This window comes from Geodermatophilus saharensis (assembly GCF_900188205.1).
Classification (GTDB): Bacteria; Actinomycetota; Actinomycetes; order Mycobacteriales; family Geodermatophilaceae; genus Geodermatophilus; species Geodermatophilus saharensis.
This window is the reverse complement of record NZ_FZOH01000002.1, coordinates 321632-335805: the sequence shown is the minus strand read 5'-3', so window position 1 is coordinate 335805 and position 14174 is coordinate 321632. Positions and strand designations below refer to the sequence as shown.

The 14174-nt window shown below is 77.2% G+C and carries 13 protein-coding genes; 6 read left to right on the top strand and 7 right to left on the bottom strand.

Going from position 1 to position 14174, the window contains the following annotated elements:
• Window positions 1-10 precede the first annotated feature (10 nt).
• Window positions 11-820 (top strand): ABC transporter permease, encoded by an 810-nt coding sequence (locus CHC04_RS05850; protein ID WP_089402947.1) that lies wholly within the window; start codon window positions 11-13, stop codon window positions 818-820.
• 185 nt (window positions 821-1005) lie between these two features.
• Here the strand turns inward: CHC04_RS05850 and CHC04_RS05845 are convergent, their stop codons facing one another.
• Window positions 1006-1815, bottom strand: coding sequence for a lipase family alpha/beta hydrolase (locus CHC04_RS05845; RefSeq protein WP_089402946.1), 810 nt, complete (start codon window positions 1813-1815; stop codon window positions 1006-1008).
• Window positions 1816-1871: 56 nt separating this feature from the next.
• On the opposite strand from CHC04_RS05845, the gene CHC04_RS05840 reads away from it, so the two are divergent.
• Both CHC04_RS05840 and CHC04_RS05835 read left to right on the top strand, forming a co-directional pair.
• Window positions 1872-2543 carry a CDP-alcohol phosphatidyltransferase family protein gene (locus CHC04_RS05840; protein WP_089402945.1) on the top strand — a complete coding sequence of 224 codons (672 nt, stop codon included), beginning with the start codon at window positions 1872-1874 and terminating at the stop codon, window positions 2541-2543.
• A gap of 80 nt (window positions 2544-2623) precedes the next feature.
• On the top strand, window positions 2624-3601 hold the full coding sequence (locus CHC04_RS05835) for a carbohydrate kinase family protein (RefSeq protein WP_089402944.1): 978 nt from the start codon (window positions 2624-2626) through the stop codon (window positions 3599-3601).
• 205 nt (window positions 3602-3806) lie between these two features.
• Here CHC04_RS05835 and CHC04_RS05830 read toward each other — a convergent pair whose 3' ends face one another.
• From CHC04_RS05830 to CHC04_RS05805, 6 genes are read right to left on the bottom strand one after another with little or no spacing between them, the layout of a single operon-like run.
• Window positions 3807-4517 (bottom strand): flavin reductase family protein, encoded by a 711-nt coding sequence (locus tag CHC04_RS05830; protein ID WP_217897192.1) that lies wholly within the window; start codon window positions 4515-4517, stop codon window positions 3807-3809.
• A gap of 19 nt (window positions 4518-4536) precedes the next feature.
• Window positions 4537-5640: a glycosyltransferase family 2 protein gene (locus CHC04_RS05825; protein WP_089402943.1), complete on the bottom strand. Its 1104-nt coding sequence runs from the start codon at window positions 5638-5640 to the stop codon at window positions 4537-4539.
• Window positions 5637-6455 carry a carotenoid biosynthesis protein gene (locus CHC04_RS05820; RefSeq protein ID WP_245817015.1) on the bottom strand — a complete coding sequence of 273 codons (819 nt, stop codon included), beginning with the start codon at window positions 6453-6455 and terminating at the stop codon, window positions 5637-5639. Before CHC04_RS05820 ends, CHC04_RS05825 begins: the two co-directional genes overlap by 4 nt.
• Window positions 6452-8107, bottom strand: coding sequence for a phytoene desaturase family protein (locus tag CHC04_RS05815; RefSeq protein ID WP_089402942.1), 1656 nt, complete (start codon window positions 8105-8107; stop codon window positions 6452-6454). The genes CHC04_RS05820 and CHC04_RS05815 overlap by 4 nt, the downstream gene beginning before the upstream one ends.
• A 2-nt stretch (window positions 8108-8109) precedes the next feature.
• Window positions 8110-8691, bottom strand: a complete 582-nt coding sequence (locus tag CHC04_RS05810; protein ID WP_089402941.1) for a GNAT family N-acetyltransferase — start codon at window positions 8689-8691, stop codon at window positions 8110-8112.
• Between the two features lie 13 nt (window positions 8692-8704).
• The gene (locus CHC04_RS05805; protein WP_089402940.1) at window positions 8705-9241 is read right to left on the bottom strand and encodes a YbaK/EbsC family protein; all 537 of its coding nucleotides are present in this window, start codon (window positions 9239-9241) and stop codon (window positions 8705-8707) included.
• A 227-nt stretch (window positions 9242-9468) separates the two neighbouring features.
• On the opposite strand from CHC04_RS05805, the gene CHC04_RS05800 reads away from it, so the two are divergent.
• From CHC04_RS05800 to CHC04_RS05790, 3 genes are read left to right on the top strand one after another with little or no spacing between them, the layout of a single operon-like run.
• Window positions 9469-9795, top strand: coding sequence for a DUF6504 family protein (locus CHC04_RS05800; protein ID WP_089402939.1), 327 nt, complete (start codon window positions 9469-9471; stop codon window positions 9793-9795).
• Complete coding sequence (locus CHC04_RS05795) at window positions 9795-10286, top strand: SAV_6107 family HEPN domain-containing protein (RefSeq protein ID WP_089402938.1); 492 nt, start codon at window positions 9795-9797, stop codon at window positions 10284-10286. The genes CHC04_RS05800 and CHC04_RS05795 overlap by 1 nt, the downstream gene beginning before the upstream one ends.
• A complete protein-coding gene (locus tag CHC04_RS05790) occupies window positions 10283-14059 on the top strand; it encodes a DNA polymerase III subunit alpha (protein WP_089402937.1) in 3777 nt (1258 codons plus the stop codon). Before CHC04_RS05795 ends, CHC04_RS05790 begins: the two co-directional genes overlap by 4 nt.
• Window positions 14060-14174: the final 115 nt, after the last annotated feature.

Sequence of the window (14174 nt, the reverse complement as noted above, 5' to 3'; positions counted from 1 at the left end):
GGGAGCTGGTGTGATCGGCACGGAGCTGCGCAAGACCTTCGGCCGGCCCCGCACCTGGGTCACCATCGCCGTCCTCAACGCGCTGCCGGTGCTGGTGGCCGTGCTGCTGCGGCTGACCGACCTCGCGCCGCGGCCGGGCGAGGGGCCGCCGTTTCTCTCGGCGGTGCTGACCAACGGGGCGCTGTTCCCGCTCGCGGCGCTGGCGATCGTGCTGCCGCTGTTCCTGCCGATCGCCGTCGCGGTGGTGAGCGGGGACGCCGTCGCGGGGGAGGCGCAGGCCGGGACGCTGCGCTACCTGCTCGCGCGTCCCGTCGGCCGCACGCGGCTGCTGGTGGCCAAGCTCGTCGCGGTGATGGCCTTCGTCCTCGTCACCGTCGTCGTGGTGGCGCTCGTCGGCTACGCCGTCGGCTCGGTGCTGTTCGAGGCGCGGCCGGCGGCCGGGACGTCGGTGTCGGGGACGTCGCTGACCACCGAGGAGCTGGCCGGCCGGACGCTGCTGGCCATCGGCTACGTCGCGGTGTCGATGCTCGGCGTCGCCGCGTTCGGGCTGTTCTTCTCCACGCTCACCGACTCGCCGCTGGCCGCCGCGCTCGGCGCGCTGGCGGTGCTGGTCACCTCGTCGCTGCTGTTCACCCTCGACGCCGCCTCACCGATCGCGCCGTACCTGCCCACGCGCTACTGGCTGGCCTTCGTCGACCTCTTCCGCGACCCCGTGCTGTGGCGCGACGTCGTCCGCGGCCTGGCGCTGCAGGGGGTCTACGTCGGCGTGCTGCTGACCGCGGCGTGGGCCAACTTCACCACCAAGGACGTCACGAGCTGAGGCTCGCGGCGGCCGGCCGGGCCCGCACCTCGGCCACCTCGGCGTCGCCGGTCACGTGACGGCGGTCGGCCGCACGTCGACACGGGGCGCCGTCCTGGCCCACCTCCGCGCGTCCTGGCTCGCCGCCGACGCTGACCCAGGACGCCGCACGATCGGGTTCCCCGACCGTGCGGCGACCACCGCCGTCAGCCGCCGAGGCGGGCGCAGTCGGCGGGGCCGAGCGGCACGGGGTCGCCCGGCGCGAGCTCGGCCAGCACCATCGCCTGCACCAGCGGGTCGCGCGGCAGGTCGCCGTGCCCCACTTGCGCGCCGCTGCACACCGACTGCACCGCCAGCCCGAGCGCGCCGTCGAGGCGGGCGGACTCCGGCGGGGTGACCGTCTCGTCCTGCGCCGTCCAGATCGATACCCAGGTCGGCCCGTCCGGCGTCTCGTCCCCCGCGTTGAGCGCGGCGAGCAGCTCGCTGTCGGTGGCCAGCTGCCGGCACGCGTCCGGGCACTGGCCGGGGGCGAGGGTGAGGGCGAGGTCGGCGAGCGTGGTGCCGTGGTGCGGCGAGCCGAGGGTGACCACCCGCCGGGCGACGCCGGCGCCGCCGTCGGCGGCCCACAGCCGGGCGACCACCCCGCCGGCGGAGTAGCCGACGACGTCGACGCTGCCCGCGCCGGTGCGCGCCAGCGCCGCGTCGACGGCCTCGCCCAGCGCATCGGCCGCCGCGGCGAGGTCACCGGTGCCGTCGCCGGGCAGCGTGACGACGGTGGCGTCGCGGCCCTCGGCGGTCAGCCGGTCGCCCAGTGACGTCAGCGACCCGGTGCCGCCGCCGTAGCCGGGCACGAGCAGCACCGGGCCGGGCTCCTCCTGCGACACCGGAGCCGCCGGCGCGGCGTCCTCACCCCGCCCGGCGAGCAGCAGCCCGGTCGCGGCGACGGCGGCCGCGACGACGAGGGCGAGCAGGACGAGCAGCAGGCGGCGGCGGGCGGGGGCGAGGCCGGCGAGCACGGCTCCACTGTCCCCGGTCCGGCCGGCCGGCGGCGCCGCTGGGGGAGACTGCGCCCGTGCTGAGCCGCGACGAGTACCTCGCCGAGTGGTCGCGGTGGCACGGCGGCACCGATCCCGCGGACAGCCGCCTGGTGCACGGCTGGCTGACGCTGGCCTACACGCTCGCCCGCGCGCTGTCCTGGCTGCCGCCGGTCGCCGCGACCGCGCTGGGCCTGCTCGTGGCGCTGTCGGCGATCGGCCCGGCGCTGGCCGGCGGGGGATGGCTGGTGGCCGCCGGGCTGCTGGTCGGGCTCTCCGGCCTGCTCGACTCCCTCGACGGGGCGCTCGCGCTGGCCGGCGGGCGGGCCTCGCGCCGCGGCTACGTGCTCGACTCCGCCGTCGACCGGCTGACCGAGGCCGGTTACGCGACGGCGCTGTGGGCGGCCGGGGCGCCGGGCTGGCTGGCCGCCGCCTTCGGGGCGCTGTGCTGGCTGCCCGACTACCTGCGCGCCCGCGCCGGGCAGGCCGGGGTCGCCGAGACCGGGTCCATCTCGGTGTGGGAGCGCCCCACCCGGGTGGCGATGACCGGCTTCACCGTCGGCGGCGCCGGGATCGTCGCCGTGACCGGGCTCGACCAGCTCGCCGGACCCGGGGCCGTGGTCACCGCCGGCACCGCCGTCGGCTGCCTGCTGGGGCTCGTCGGCACCGCCCAGCTCGGCGTCTCGCTGCGGCGGGCGCTGGCCGACTGACCCGCCGGGGCGCGGGCGGCCCGGCGCGCCTCTTAGGGTTGCGCTGCCCGCCGTCGGCCCGCCCCACCCCAGGAGCCCCCGTGCCCGTCCTCGTCACCGGCTCCATCGCCACCGACCACCTGATGACGTTCCCCGGCCGGTTCACCGAGCAGTTCGTCGAGGGACAGATGGAGAACGTCTCGCTGTCGTTCCTGGTCGACGACCTCATCCAGCACCGCGGCGGCGCCGGCGCCAACATGGCCTACGGCCTCGGCCTGCTCGGCCTCGCGCCGGTGCTGGTGGGCTCGGTGGGCAGCGACTTCGCCGACTACGACGCCTGGCTGACCCGCCACGGCGTGGACACCCGCGACGTGCGGTGGTCCGAGCTCAAGCACACCGCCCGCTTCGTGTGCACCACCGACGCGGTCAACAACCAGATCGCGTCGTTCTACTCGGGCGCGATGAGCGAGGCCGGTGAGATCGAGCTCGGCCCGGTGTGCAACCGGGTGGGCGCCCCCGACCTCGTCGTCGTCGGGCCCAACGACCCGAAGGCGATGGTCCGGCACACCCAGGAGTGCCGCGAACGCGGCTACGCCTTCGCCGCCGACCCCAGCCAGCAGCTGGCCTGGGCCGACGGCGAGATGATCCGCGAGCTGGTCGACGGCGCCGACCTGCTGTTCACCAACGAGTACGAGTCGGCCCTGCTCATGCAGAAGACCGGCTGGGACGCCCCGGAGGTGCTGCGCCGCGTCGGCACCTGGGTGACCACGCGCGCCGCGCAGGGCGTGCTCGTGCGTCAGGACGGCGCCGACCCGATCGAGGTCATCGCCGTCCCGGAGACCAAGCCGGTGGAGCCCACCGGGGGCGGTGACGCGCTGCGCGCGGGCTTCATCGCCGGCCGCACGTGGGGCCTGGGACTGGAGCGGGCCACCCAGCTCGGCTCGGCGGTGGCCACCGAGGCCGTCGAGGTCGTCGGCACCCAGGAGTACGAGCTGCGCCGGGAGCCCTTCCTCGAGCGGTTCGCCGCGGCCTTCGGCGACGCCGCCGCCGCCGAGGTGGCCGAGCACCTGCCGGCCTGACCGGCGCGTCGCGGGCGGCGCCCTCAGGGGCCGGCGTCGATCCGGTCGCGCGTCGCCGCCGGCCACGGCGGCCCCGCCGGCAGGTCCTCCCGCCACGGGTACGACCCGTCCCCGGGTGTGCGAGGCATGGGAAGCCATCGGCACGTCGTGGGCGCCGGGACGTGCGGACAGCTTCCCGTGCCTCCGTGTCCTATGCCCCCGTGTCCTATGCCTCCGTGTCCCGTGCCTCCGTGTCCCGTGCCTCCGTGTCCCGTGCCTCGCCGCCGCGGACGCGCTCGCCGATGGAGGGGTCCCCGGCCCAGGTCGCGTAGGGGATCCGCGGGATGGTGCGGACCTCGCCCACGGTGCACCACTCGTTGCCGCCGAGCCGGGCCAGCGGCCGCAGCGCCTCGATGCGGGGCCGGCCGTCGCGCACGGCCTCGCTGACCACGCTCACCCACTCCACGCGGCCGAAGACGACGGTGCTGTCGCCGAGCCGCAGCGTGGAGTGCAGCGTGCACTCCACGCTCACCGGGGACTGCGCCACCCGCATCGCGCCCACCTTCTCGCTGCGCTCGAGCCGGATGCCGGCGGCGTCGGCCTCGCTCTGGTCGGGCGGGAAGTCGGTGCCGGTGGCGTTGGCCTGCTCGAACAGCTCCTCCGGCACCAGGTTCACGGTGAACTCGCCGGTGGCCTCGACGTTGGTCAGCGAGTCCTTGCGGCCCACCGAGGTGAACTGCACGATCGGCGGCTCCACGCAGGCGACCGTGTAGAACGAGTGCGGCGCCAGGTTGTGCACCCCCTCGGCCGAGCGGGTCAGCACCCACGCGATCGGCCGCGGCACGACGATCGAGTTCACCACCCGGTAGAAGTCCCTCGGGCGCATCGCCGCCGGGTCGAAGGACGTGCGCGGGCGGCCGGTCTCGGGGGAGGTCACACCCCATACTCGCCCGGGCTCAGCCGACGGCGCGCCCGCGCCAGGTCAGCGTGCCCCGCCGGTGCCCGGCCACCGACCGCACCAGCAGCACGTCGAGGGCCAGCAGCGACGCCGGGTGGGCCAGCGCGTCGGGCCACACCCGCCCGCCGGTCACCGCGGCGCTCACCGCCCGGCCGGCCACCCCGGCCGCCCAGCCGGCCAGCCCGGCCCGCGAGCCGCGCAGCGCGGCCAGCGGCGGGACGACGCCGACCGCGGTGAGCACCGCCGCGGCGGCCAGCGAAGCCGCCGGGGAGCCGCCGACCGAGGCCCACAGCGACTTGCCGTAGCCCTCCCGCATCGCCGCCCAGCCGTCGTACATGCGGCACTGCGCCAGCGCCGCGCCGGCCACGGGCACCGCCCGCCCGCCCGAGCGCTTCACCGCGCGGGCCAGCGCGACGTCCTCCACGACCTCCTCGCGCACCGCCGCGTGCCCGCGGGCGCGCAGGTAGCCGCGGACGGGGAGCGCGAGGAACTGGCCGTTGGCCGCGGTCAGCGACGGCCGCGGGGAGCGCTCGGCGACCCGCAGCGGCAGCGTCGTCAGCCACAGCCAGGGGGAGAGCGGCTGCACCAGCCGCTCGGCCGGGCTGCCGGTCACCGGCCGGGGCCACGGTGAGACCAGGTCGAGGCCGTGCGCGTCGAGCAGCGCCACCGCGGCGGCCACGGCGTCGGGGGCGAGCCGCACGTCGGCGTCGACGAACACGAGGTACCCGCCGTCGCGGGGGGCGGTCTGCGCTCCGACCCAGCAGGCGTGCGGCTTGCCCAGCCAGCCCTCCGGGACGGCGCCCGCGGGCACCAGCCGCACCCGCGGGTCGGCGATCCCGCGCACGACGTCGGCGGTGCCGTCGGTGGAGCCGTCGTCGACGACCACCACCCGCAGGTCGGGCACCCCGCGCGAGGCCAGCACCGCGGCCAGGCAGCCGCCCACCTGGGCCTCCTCGTCGCGCACCGGGACGACGACGGTGACCGGGAGGCGCACCTCGGGCGGGGCGGCCGGCGGGCGGCGCAGCAGGAGCGCGTTGACCCCGGCGTGCACGGCGCCGGCGACGGCCAGGCCCGACAGGGCCCGGACGACCGCGCCGCTCACCGCCGGCGGGCCTGCAGCGCGAGCACCGCCAGCACTCCCGCCGACAGCGCCGCCCCCCACGCCGCCGAGCCGGGCAGGTCCAGCCACAGCGCGTGCGCCAGCGCCCCGCCGGGGACCATCCACGCGATGACCAGCAGCGGCGCGGCCGTGACCGGCGGCCCACCGGGCACCGCGGTGCGTGCCACGGCGACCTCGAGCAGCGCCATGAGCACCAGCCCGGCGAGCAGCCACCCGGCCAGGTTGGTCAGCGGCACGGTGTCGATGCCCGGCAGCCCCGGGGCGGGGTGCGCCCACGTCCAGTAGCCGGCCTGCACCAGCTGCGGGTCGAGGACGACGTCCCAGCCGGCGAACACCGCCGCGGCGACGGCGACCCGCGCGGCCCGCCGCCGCCCCTCCCGCACCCGGCGGGTGAGCAGGCCGGCGAGCACCCGGCTCGGCCAGGCCATCATCAGCCAGGCCAGCGGCACGAGGAACGGGACGCCGAGCAGCGTCGGGCCGAGCACGTCGCTGTAGGTGTACTCGCCGTAGGGGAAGCCGGTGGCCAGCCCGACCGACTCGAACACCACCGCGGTGACCACGACGAGGGCCAGCACCGCGGCGCCGGTGCGCGCGCCGTGCGCCGCGGCCGCGGCGGTGACCGAGACGCCCGAGCCCAGCAGCACGATCGTCCAGGACACCGCGTCGCGGGCGCCGCCGTCGCTGAGCGGGTAGGCGATCGCGGCCAGCACCAGCAGCACCGCGAGGACCAGCGGCACCCGCGCGGGCAGGCCCGCCCGCCGCAGCGCCGCCGGCCCCGAGTCCACCCCGGCGCTCACCGGCCCGCCCGCAGCAGCCGGCCGGCGACGTCCTGCACGCGGGTGCGCGCCCGGGCCAGCGGACGGCGGTCGGTGAGGACCACGCGCGCCGCCGTGCGCCCGGAGTTGCCCGACACCCCGCCGCCGGGGTGGGTCGAGGCGCCGGCCAGGTACAGCCCGTCGAGGCCGGGCACCCGGTAGCCCGCCAGCGCCGGCGTCGGCCGGAAGGCGAACATGCTGGCCAGCCCCATCTCCACGTGCATGACGTTGCCGCGCAGCAGTGACAGTTCCCGCTCCAGCAGCAGCGGCGTCTGCACGTGGACGTCGTGCACCGAGCCGGCGAAGCCGGGCGCGAACCGGTCGACGGCGGCCACCAGCCGCTGCGCCTCCGCGTCGGCGAGGGCGTCCCAGTCGCCGCCGTCGGCGAGGTCGTAGGGGTACCACTGCCCCCACACGGTGACCACGTGCCGCCCGGGCGGGGCCAGGGTGTCGTCGCTCGCGGAGAACGACATCGCCAGCGGCACCGGCTCGCGCGGCAGCCGGCCGGCCAGCCAGTCGCCGTGCGCGGCGGCCAGCTGCGCCCGGTCGGTGCACAGCAGCTGCAGGCCCTGCGCGGAGACCGCGGGGTCGACGCCGGGGTAGGCCGGCAGCGCGTCGGTCAGGCAGCGCAGCACCAGGCCGAAGCCGTTGCCCACCGGCGGGGCGGCGTCGGCCAGCGCGGGCGGGGCGGACGCGCCGGCGAGGTCGCGGGTGGCCAGGACGTGACAGGCGGCGACGACGACCGGCGCCGCGATCCGCCGTCCGGAGACGGTCTCGACGCCGGTCACCCGGCCGCCGTCCGGGCCGCCGTCGACGAGCAGCCGCGCGGCGCCGTCGCCGAGGGTGACGCGCCCGCCGTCGGACTCCAGCCGGCGACGCAGCGCCTCGGTGAGGCCGCCGGAGCCGCCCACCGGGTGGCCCGGCGGGGTGTCGTGCAGCAGCGCCACCCACGCGACCATCGCGGCGGTGCCCGGCTCGCTCATCGGCGGCCCGGACTGCGCGCCGAACCAGGCCAGCGCCGCCTTGAGCCGCTCGCTGGTGAACCAGCGGTCGAGCAGCGCGTCGCCGGAGCCGAGGAAGTCGACGGCGAGGTCGCCGCCGGGGGTGCGCGGGCCGTCGCCGGTGGGGGCGCCCAGCGGCCAGAACGCGCGGGCCAGGCCCAGCGGGGTCGGCCGGCGGCCGAAGGAGTCGACGACGGCGCGGCTGCGCGGCCCCCAGACGCCGACGAACCGGCGGTAGGCCCGGGCGTCGTCCTCCCCGCAGGCGGCGGCGATCGAGGCGCAGGTGGCGTCGAGGTCGACGGAGAACACCAGCGGGCGGCCGTCGGGGCCGGGGTCGCCGGGCGCCGGGGCCGGTGCGAAGCCCCACGGGTCGCAGTCGAGGTAGCGCAGCCCGTGCGCGGCCAGGTCGAGTTCCTCGACGACGCCGCTGTGCCGGACGATGACGTGCGCGCTCGAGCCGCGGTCGACCCGGACCCCCGGCCAGCGCTCGACGGTGGACACCGCCCCGCCGAGCACCTCGTCGCGCTCGACCACCTCGACGTGCAGCCCGGCGCGCGCGAGGTAGCAGGCCGCGACCAGGCCGTTGTGGCCGGCGCCGACGACGACGGCGTCGGCGGTGGTGGAACCGGGCACGCTCAGGCGCCGCTGCCCGGCACCGGCCGCAGCGGCAGCCGGGCGCCGAGGATGGCGAAGGGCCGGGTGTCGCCGGGGAAGTGGTGGCCGCGGGCGAGGTCGACGAAGCCGTCGGCGTGGTAGAGCCGGAAGGCCTTGGTGTCGGCGTCGGGCGTGGACAGCAGCGCGGCGGGTGCGTCGACGCCCTCGACCAGCGCGTGCAGCAGCCGCCGGCCCAGCCCCCGGCTCTGCGCGTCGGGGTGCACGTGCAGCTCGCACACCTCGAAGGCGCCGGGCAGCCACCGCTTGGCGGTGCGCCGGTCCAGCGCCGCGCGCACCTGGTCGTGCCACCACTGGCCCGGGGCGACGAGGTAGCCGTAGCCGAACCCGGTCAGCTGCTCGCCGTCGGGGCCGGGCGCGAAGGCGCCGACGGCGCGGAAGCCGGGGCGCTCGGTGTGCTGGATCGCGTAGCCGTAGCGGCCGGCCACCACCGAGGCGTCGTAGCCCATGGCCGCGCCGTAGATGGCCAGCGCCTCGTGCATGTGGTCGCGCAGCCAGCCGGCGGGCAGCTCGGTCACCCGGGCCGCGGGCGTCGTGCCGGTCACTGTCTCTCCTCGCTCACGGACCCACCGGGGCGGCGGGGGGCTGCGCGGTCACCGAGGCGACGCCGGCCGGGCCGTCGCCGACCTCGGCGGGGGTGCCCCCGGTCAGCCGGAGCAGCTCGTCGTAGGTGGTGGGGAAGACGGCCGACGGGTGGCCGGCGGCGGCCCAGACCTGCTCGTAGCGGGCCAGCTCGACGTCGACCAGGGTGCCGATCGGCGCGGGGTGGCCGACCGGGGCGACCCCGCCGATGGGCTGGCCGGTGTGCTCGCGGACGAAGTCGGCCGGGGCCCGGCGCACCTCCGGGACGCCGAGCAGGTCGGCGACCCTGGCGGTGTCGACCCGGTGCGCGCCGCTGGTGAGCACCAGCAGCGGCTGCCCGCCGACGTCGAAGACCAGGCTGTTGGCGATGGCGCCGACCGGGACGCCGAGCCCGGCGGCGGCCTCCGCGGCGGTGCGCGCCCCCGACGGGATCCCGCGGACCTCCCCGCGCACGCCGGCCGCGGCGAGCAGCTCGGCGAGGGCGGCCACCCGGGGGTGGTCGGGTCGGCTCATGCGCCGATCCTGCCACCGCTGTCGGTGCCCCGCCGTACCGTCCGCCGCAGCGGACGGGGAGGGGCTCGCCGGGCGCCCGGCTTGACGGGACCGGCGCGATCGGGTCTACTCGACTCGTTCGAACAGACGTTCGAACGCCGCCGGCCTCCCACCGCACCCGGGTCCTTCCCCACCCGGTGCGGTGGGTCGGGTCGGCCGGTCAGCGGGCACGGGGTGGGGAGTCGGGCATGAGCCGGGTGCTGGGTGACGTCGGCGAGCGGGTCGGCGAGGAGGTGCAGGTCGAGCGCGGGCCGCTCGGGCCGGCGCAGTTCTGGCGCGGGCAGTGGCGCTACGTCGTCGGCGAGCTGCTCGACTCCTGGGTCGAGACCGCGCCGTGGTGGCAGCGGCCGGCCGACGTCCCCGGCGGCGCCTCGGCCGACCTGGTCGCCCCGCGCGAGGTCTACCGGGTCGAGGCGGTGCGGGCCGGGCGCTCGCGGATGAGCTTCGCCGGGGTCTACGACCTGTGCTGGGACGCGGCGGACAACCGCTGGTCGCTCGTGCGGGTGCACGACTGATGGGCGCCGCGTACGCCATGACCCACCACCCGGCCGACCAGCTGCCGCTGCCCCCGCCGCTGCCGGCGGCGGCGACCCAGCTGCTCGACCAGGCCACCCGCGCGCTGGCCGAGGCCCGACGCGCCCCCGACGCGTGCCGGCGCTACGCCACCGCCCACCTGGGCGCGCTGCGCGCGGCGGCGGCGGTGCTGGCCGCCCGCACCCGGCCCGAGAGCGGCCGCCGCCGGCCGCGCAGCGCCTGGGTGCTGCTCGAGCAGGTCGCCCCGGAGCTGGGGGAGTGGGCCGCCTTCTTCGCCGCCGGCGCCGCCAAGCGCGCCGCGGCCGAGGCGGGGCTGTCCCGCGCGGTCACCGAGCGCGAGGCCGACGACCTGGTCCGCGACGTCGGGGCCTTCCTCACCGTGGTCGACAGCGTGCTCGCCAGCACCCCCGAGCCCGTACCCCGGCCACGCGTAGTGGGTGGCACCGCGCACCGTCCCGCCCGCGGGCGGTGAGCGGCGACCCCTTCGTCCACCTGCACGTCGCCTCCGGCTACTCCCTGCGGTACGGGGCCAACCACCCGGCCGACCTGGTGGCCCGCGCCGCCGAGCACGGCATGGGTGCCCTCGCCCTGACCGACCGCGACGGTCTCTACGGCGCGGTCAAGTTCGCGCTGGCCTGCCGGTCGGCGGGGGTGCGCCCGCTGTTCGGGGTCGACCTCGCCGTCGCCCCGGCGGTGGACACCGCGGTGCCCCCGGCGCGGGCGCACGTGCTGGGGGAGGACGACGAGCTGTCGCCGCGGCGCACGGCAGGTGGACGCTCCCGGACCGCTCCCGCGCGGCGCAACCCGGTGCGCGGCGGTGCCGCCGTCGACCCGCGGCTGCCGCGGGTCACCTTCCTCGCCCGCGACGGCGCCGGCTGGCGCTCGCTGTGCCGGCTGACCAGCGCCACCCACCTGCGCGGCACCCGCGGCGAGCCGGTGTCCTCGCTGGCGCTGGCCGCCGAGCACGCCCCGGGGCTGGTCGCGGTGCTGGGGCCGGACTCGCCGGTGGGCCGGGCGCTGGCGGCCGGGCGGGCCGACGTCGCCGCGGCGCGGCTGTCGGCCTGGCGGTCGGTGTTCGGCCCGGGCTCGCTGGTGGTCGAGCTGGTGCACCACCGCGGCCGGGGCGACCGCTCCCGCGCCCAGCGGCTGCTGCGCTTCGCCGAGGAGGAGGGCGTGCCGGTGGTGCTCACCAACGCCGTCCGCTACGTCGAGGCCCTCGACGCGCCCACCGCCGACGTCCTCGACGCCTCCCGGCGGCTGGTCGCCCTCGACACCCGGCACGTCGACCGGCGCACCGCCGAGGGGTACCTGAAGTCGGGCAAGGAGATGGCCGAGGTCGCCGCGGAGATCGCCGGCCCCGACCGCGACGCGGCGCTGCGGCTGACCGAGCGCACCGCCCGGCTGGCCGAGCAGTGCGCCGTCGACGTCCGGGACGACCTCGGCATCGGCACCGTGCGCTACCCGGAGCTCGACGTCGTCACCGCGCCGGGCGAGCAGGGGATGGACCCCTCCGAGGTGCTGCGGGCCCGCTGCGAGGCGGGGCTGGGCCGGCGCGGGATGGTGCGCACGGCGACGGTGACCCGGCGGCTCGAGGAGGAGCTCGCCGTCATCGACTCCCTCGGCTACCCCTCCTACTTCCTCACCGTCGCCGACGTCGTCGGCCTCATCAAGGGGTTGCGGGTCCGCGCTGCGGCGCGCGGGTCGGGGGCGGGCAGCCTGGTCACCTACCTGCTGGGCATCTCCGACGTCGACCCGATCCGCTACGGCCTGCTGATGGAGCGGTTCCTGTCCCCGCTGCGCCACCAGCTGCCCGACATCGACATCGACGTGGAGTCCGCCCGGCGGATGGAGGTCTACGACGCGGTGATCGCCCGCTTCGGCGCCCACCGGGTCAGCTGCATCTCGATGATGGACACCTACCGGGTGCGCCACGCCATCCGCGACGTCGGCGCCGCGCTCGGGCTGCCGCCGGCCGAGATCAACGCCGTCGCCAAGGCCTTCCCGCACATCCGGGCCAGCCAGGTGCACGCCGCGCTGCGCGACCTGCCGGAGCTGCAGGCCAGCCGGCTGGGCTCCCGGCGCGGCGGCGGCACCGGCGACCTCGACCTGCTCTTCGACCTCGTCGCCCGGCTCGACGGCCTGCCCCGGCACATCGCGCTGCACCCGTGCGGGGTGCTGTTGTCCGACGCCACGCTGCTCGACCGCACCCCGGTGGAGAACAGCTACCTCGGCTACCCGATGAGCCAGTTCGACAAGGACGACGTCGAGGAGCTCGGGCTGCTCAAGCTCGACCTGCTCGGCATCCGGATGCAGTCGGCGATCGCGCACGCCCTCGACGAGGTGGCCCGGGTCGACGGCGAGCGGGTCGACATCGACGGGATCCCGCGCGACGACCCGACCACCTTCGAGCTGATCCGCAGCACCCGCACCCTCGGCATGTTCCAGATCGAGTCGCCGGGGCAGCGGGAACTGGTCGGCAAGTTCGGGCCGGAGTCGTTCGAGGACATCGTCATCGACATCTCGCTGTTCCGGCCCGGGCCGGTGAAGAGCGACATGGTCACCCCGTTCCTGCTGGCCCGGAACGGCTGGCGGGACCCGGTCTACCCGCACGAGGACCTCGCGCCGTACCTGCGGGAGACCGCCGGCGTCGTCGTCTTCCACGAGCAGGTGCTGCAGATCGTGGCGCAGATGACCGGCTGCGACCTCGCCCAGGCCGACGAGGCGCGCCGCGCGCTGGGGGACCGGGAGCTGCACCCGGAGGTGCGGGCGTGGTTCATGCCCGAGGCGCTGCAGCGCTACCCCGTCGAGGTGGTCGAGCGGGTGTGGGAGGTGCTGGTCGCCTTCGGCTCGTTCGGCTTCTGCAAGGCCCACGCCGCGGCGTTCGCGCTGCCGACCTACCAGTCGGCGTGGCTGAAGACCCACCACCCCGCGGCCTTCCTCGCCGGGGTGCTCACCCACGACCCCGGCATGTACCCGAAGCGGCTGATCCTCGACGACGCCCGCAACTTCGGCATCCGGGTGCTGGGCCTCGACGTCAACGCCTCGACCGGCAGCTACCGGGTGGAGCGGCTCGCCCCCGCCGACCGGCGGGCGGACTGGCGGCGGCCGGAGTGGATGCCGGCGGCGATGGCCGACCCGTCGGCCTACGGGATCCGGCTGTCGCTCACCGACGTCAAGGGCATCGGCGAGGACGAGGTCGAGCGGGTCGTCGCCGGTCAGCCCTACCGGTCGCTGACCGACTTCTGGTCGCGGGCGTCGGTGTCGCGGCCGGTGGTGGAGCGGCTGGTGCTGGCCGGCGGGTTCGACTCCCTCTACGGCTTCGGGGTCCGCGACCGCGAGGCCGGCCGGCCCACCCGCTCCCGCCGGTCGGTGACCCGCCGCGACCTGCTGCTGCAGATCGGCGAGCTGGACCGGTGGAGTCGCAGCGCGGCCCGCGCCGGGTCGGTGGGGCAGCTGAGCCTCGACCTGCTCGGCCTGGAGCTCCCGGGGGAGGGGACCGGTCCCGGGGAGACCGACCCCGGGGACGACGGTGGCGTGCCCGGCCCCGAGTGGGCGGCCGGCTCCGGGCTGCCCGAGTTCACCGACGCCGAGCTGGTGCGCGCCGAGCTGGAGGTGCTGGGGCTCGACGCCAGCCGGCACGTCGTCGACTTCTACCGGCCGTTCCTCGCCGCGGTCGGCGCGGTGCCGGCCGGGGAGCTGCTCGGCTGCCGCAGCGGCGCCGAGGTGCTGGTGGCCGGGGTCAAGGTGGCCACCCAGACGCCGCCGATCCGGTCGGGGCGCCGGGTGGTGTTCGTGACCCTCGACGACGGCACCGGCTGCACCGACTCGACCTTCTTCGAGGACGTGCAGGGCCCCTACGCGGCGACGGTGTTCCACTCGTGGCTGCTGGTGATCCGCGGGGTGCTGCGCCGCACCGGCCCGCGCGGGGTGTCGATCCGGGCCACCGGGGCCTGGGAGCTGCCGGCGCTGTACGAGGCGTGGGAGACCGGCGGGCCGGCCGCGGTGGCCGAGCACACGGCCGCGCCGGGGGAGTTCACCGAGCAGGCCATCGCCGGCGCGGCGGCCTCGCACGGTGCCCGGCCGGTGGTGGTCAAGCCGGTGCTGGTGCACCCGACCGGCTTCCGGATGTCGCCCTACGCCGACATCAAACCGGCCGGGGACGACGCCGGGACCGCCGCCCGCCGCGCCGCGGCGTCCGCGCCCCGCAAGCTCTGGCACTCCAGCCCCGGCAGCTCCGGCCACTGAGGAAGCACCCGAGATGGCGTGCGTCCGTGGTGGGCCCTGCAGCTTGGCCGTTCCAGCACCTCACCACCGATGAGTCCGGGGCGCGGAGGCGGTCGGGACCCGCGAGCGCCGGTGT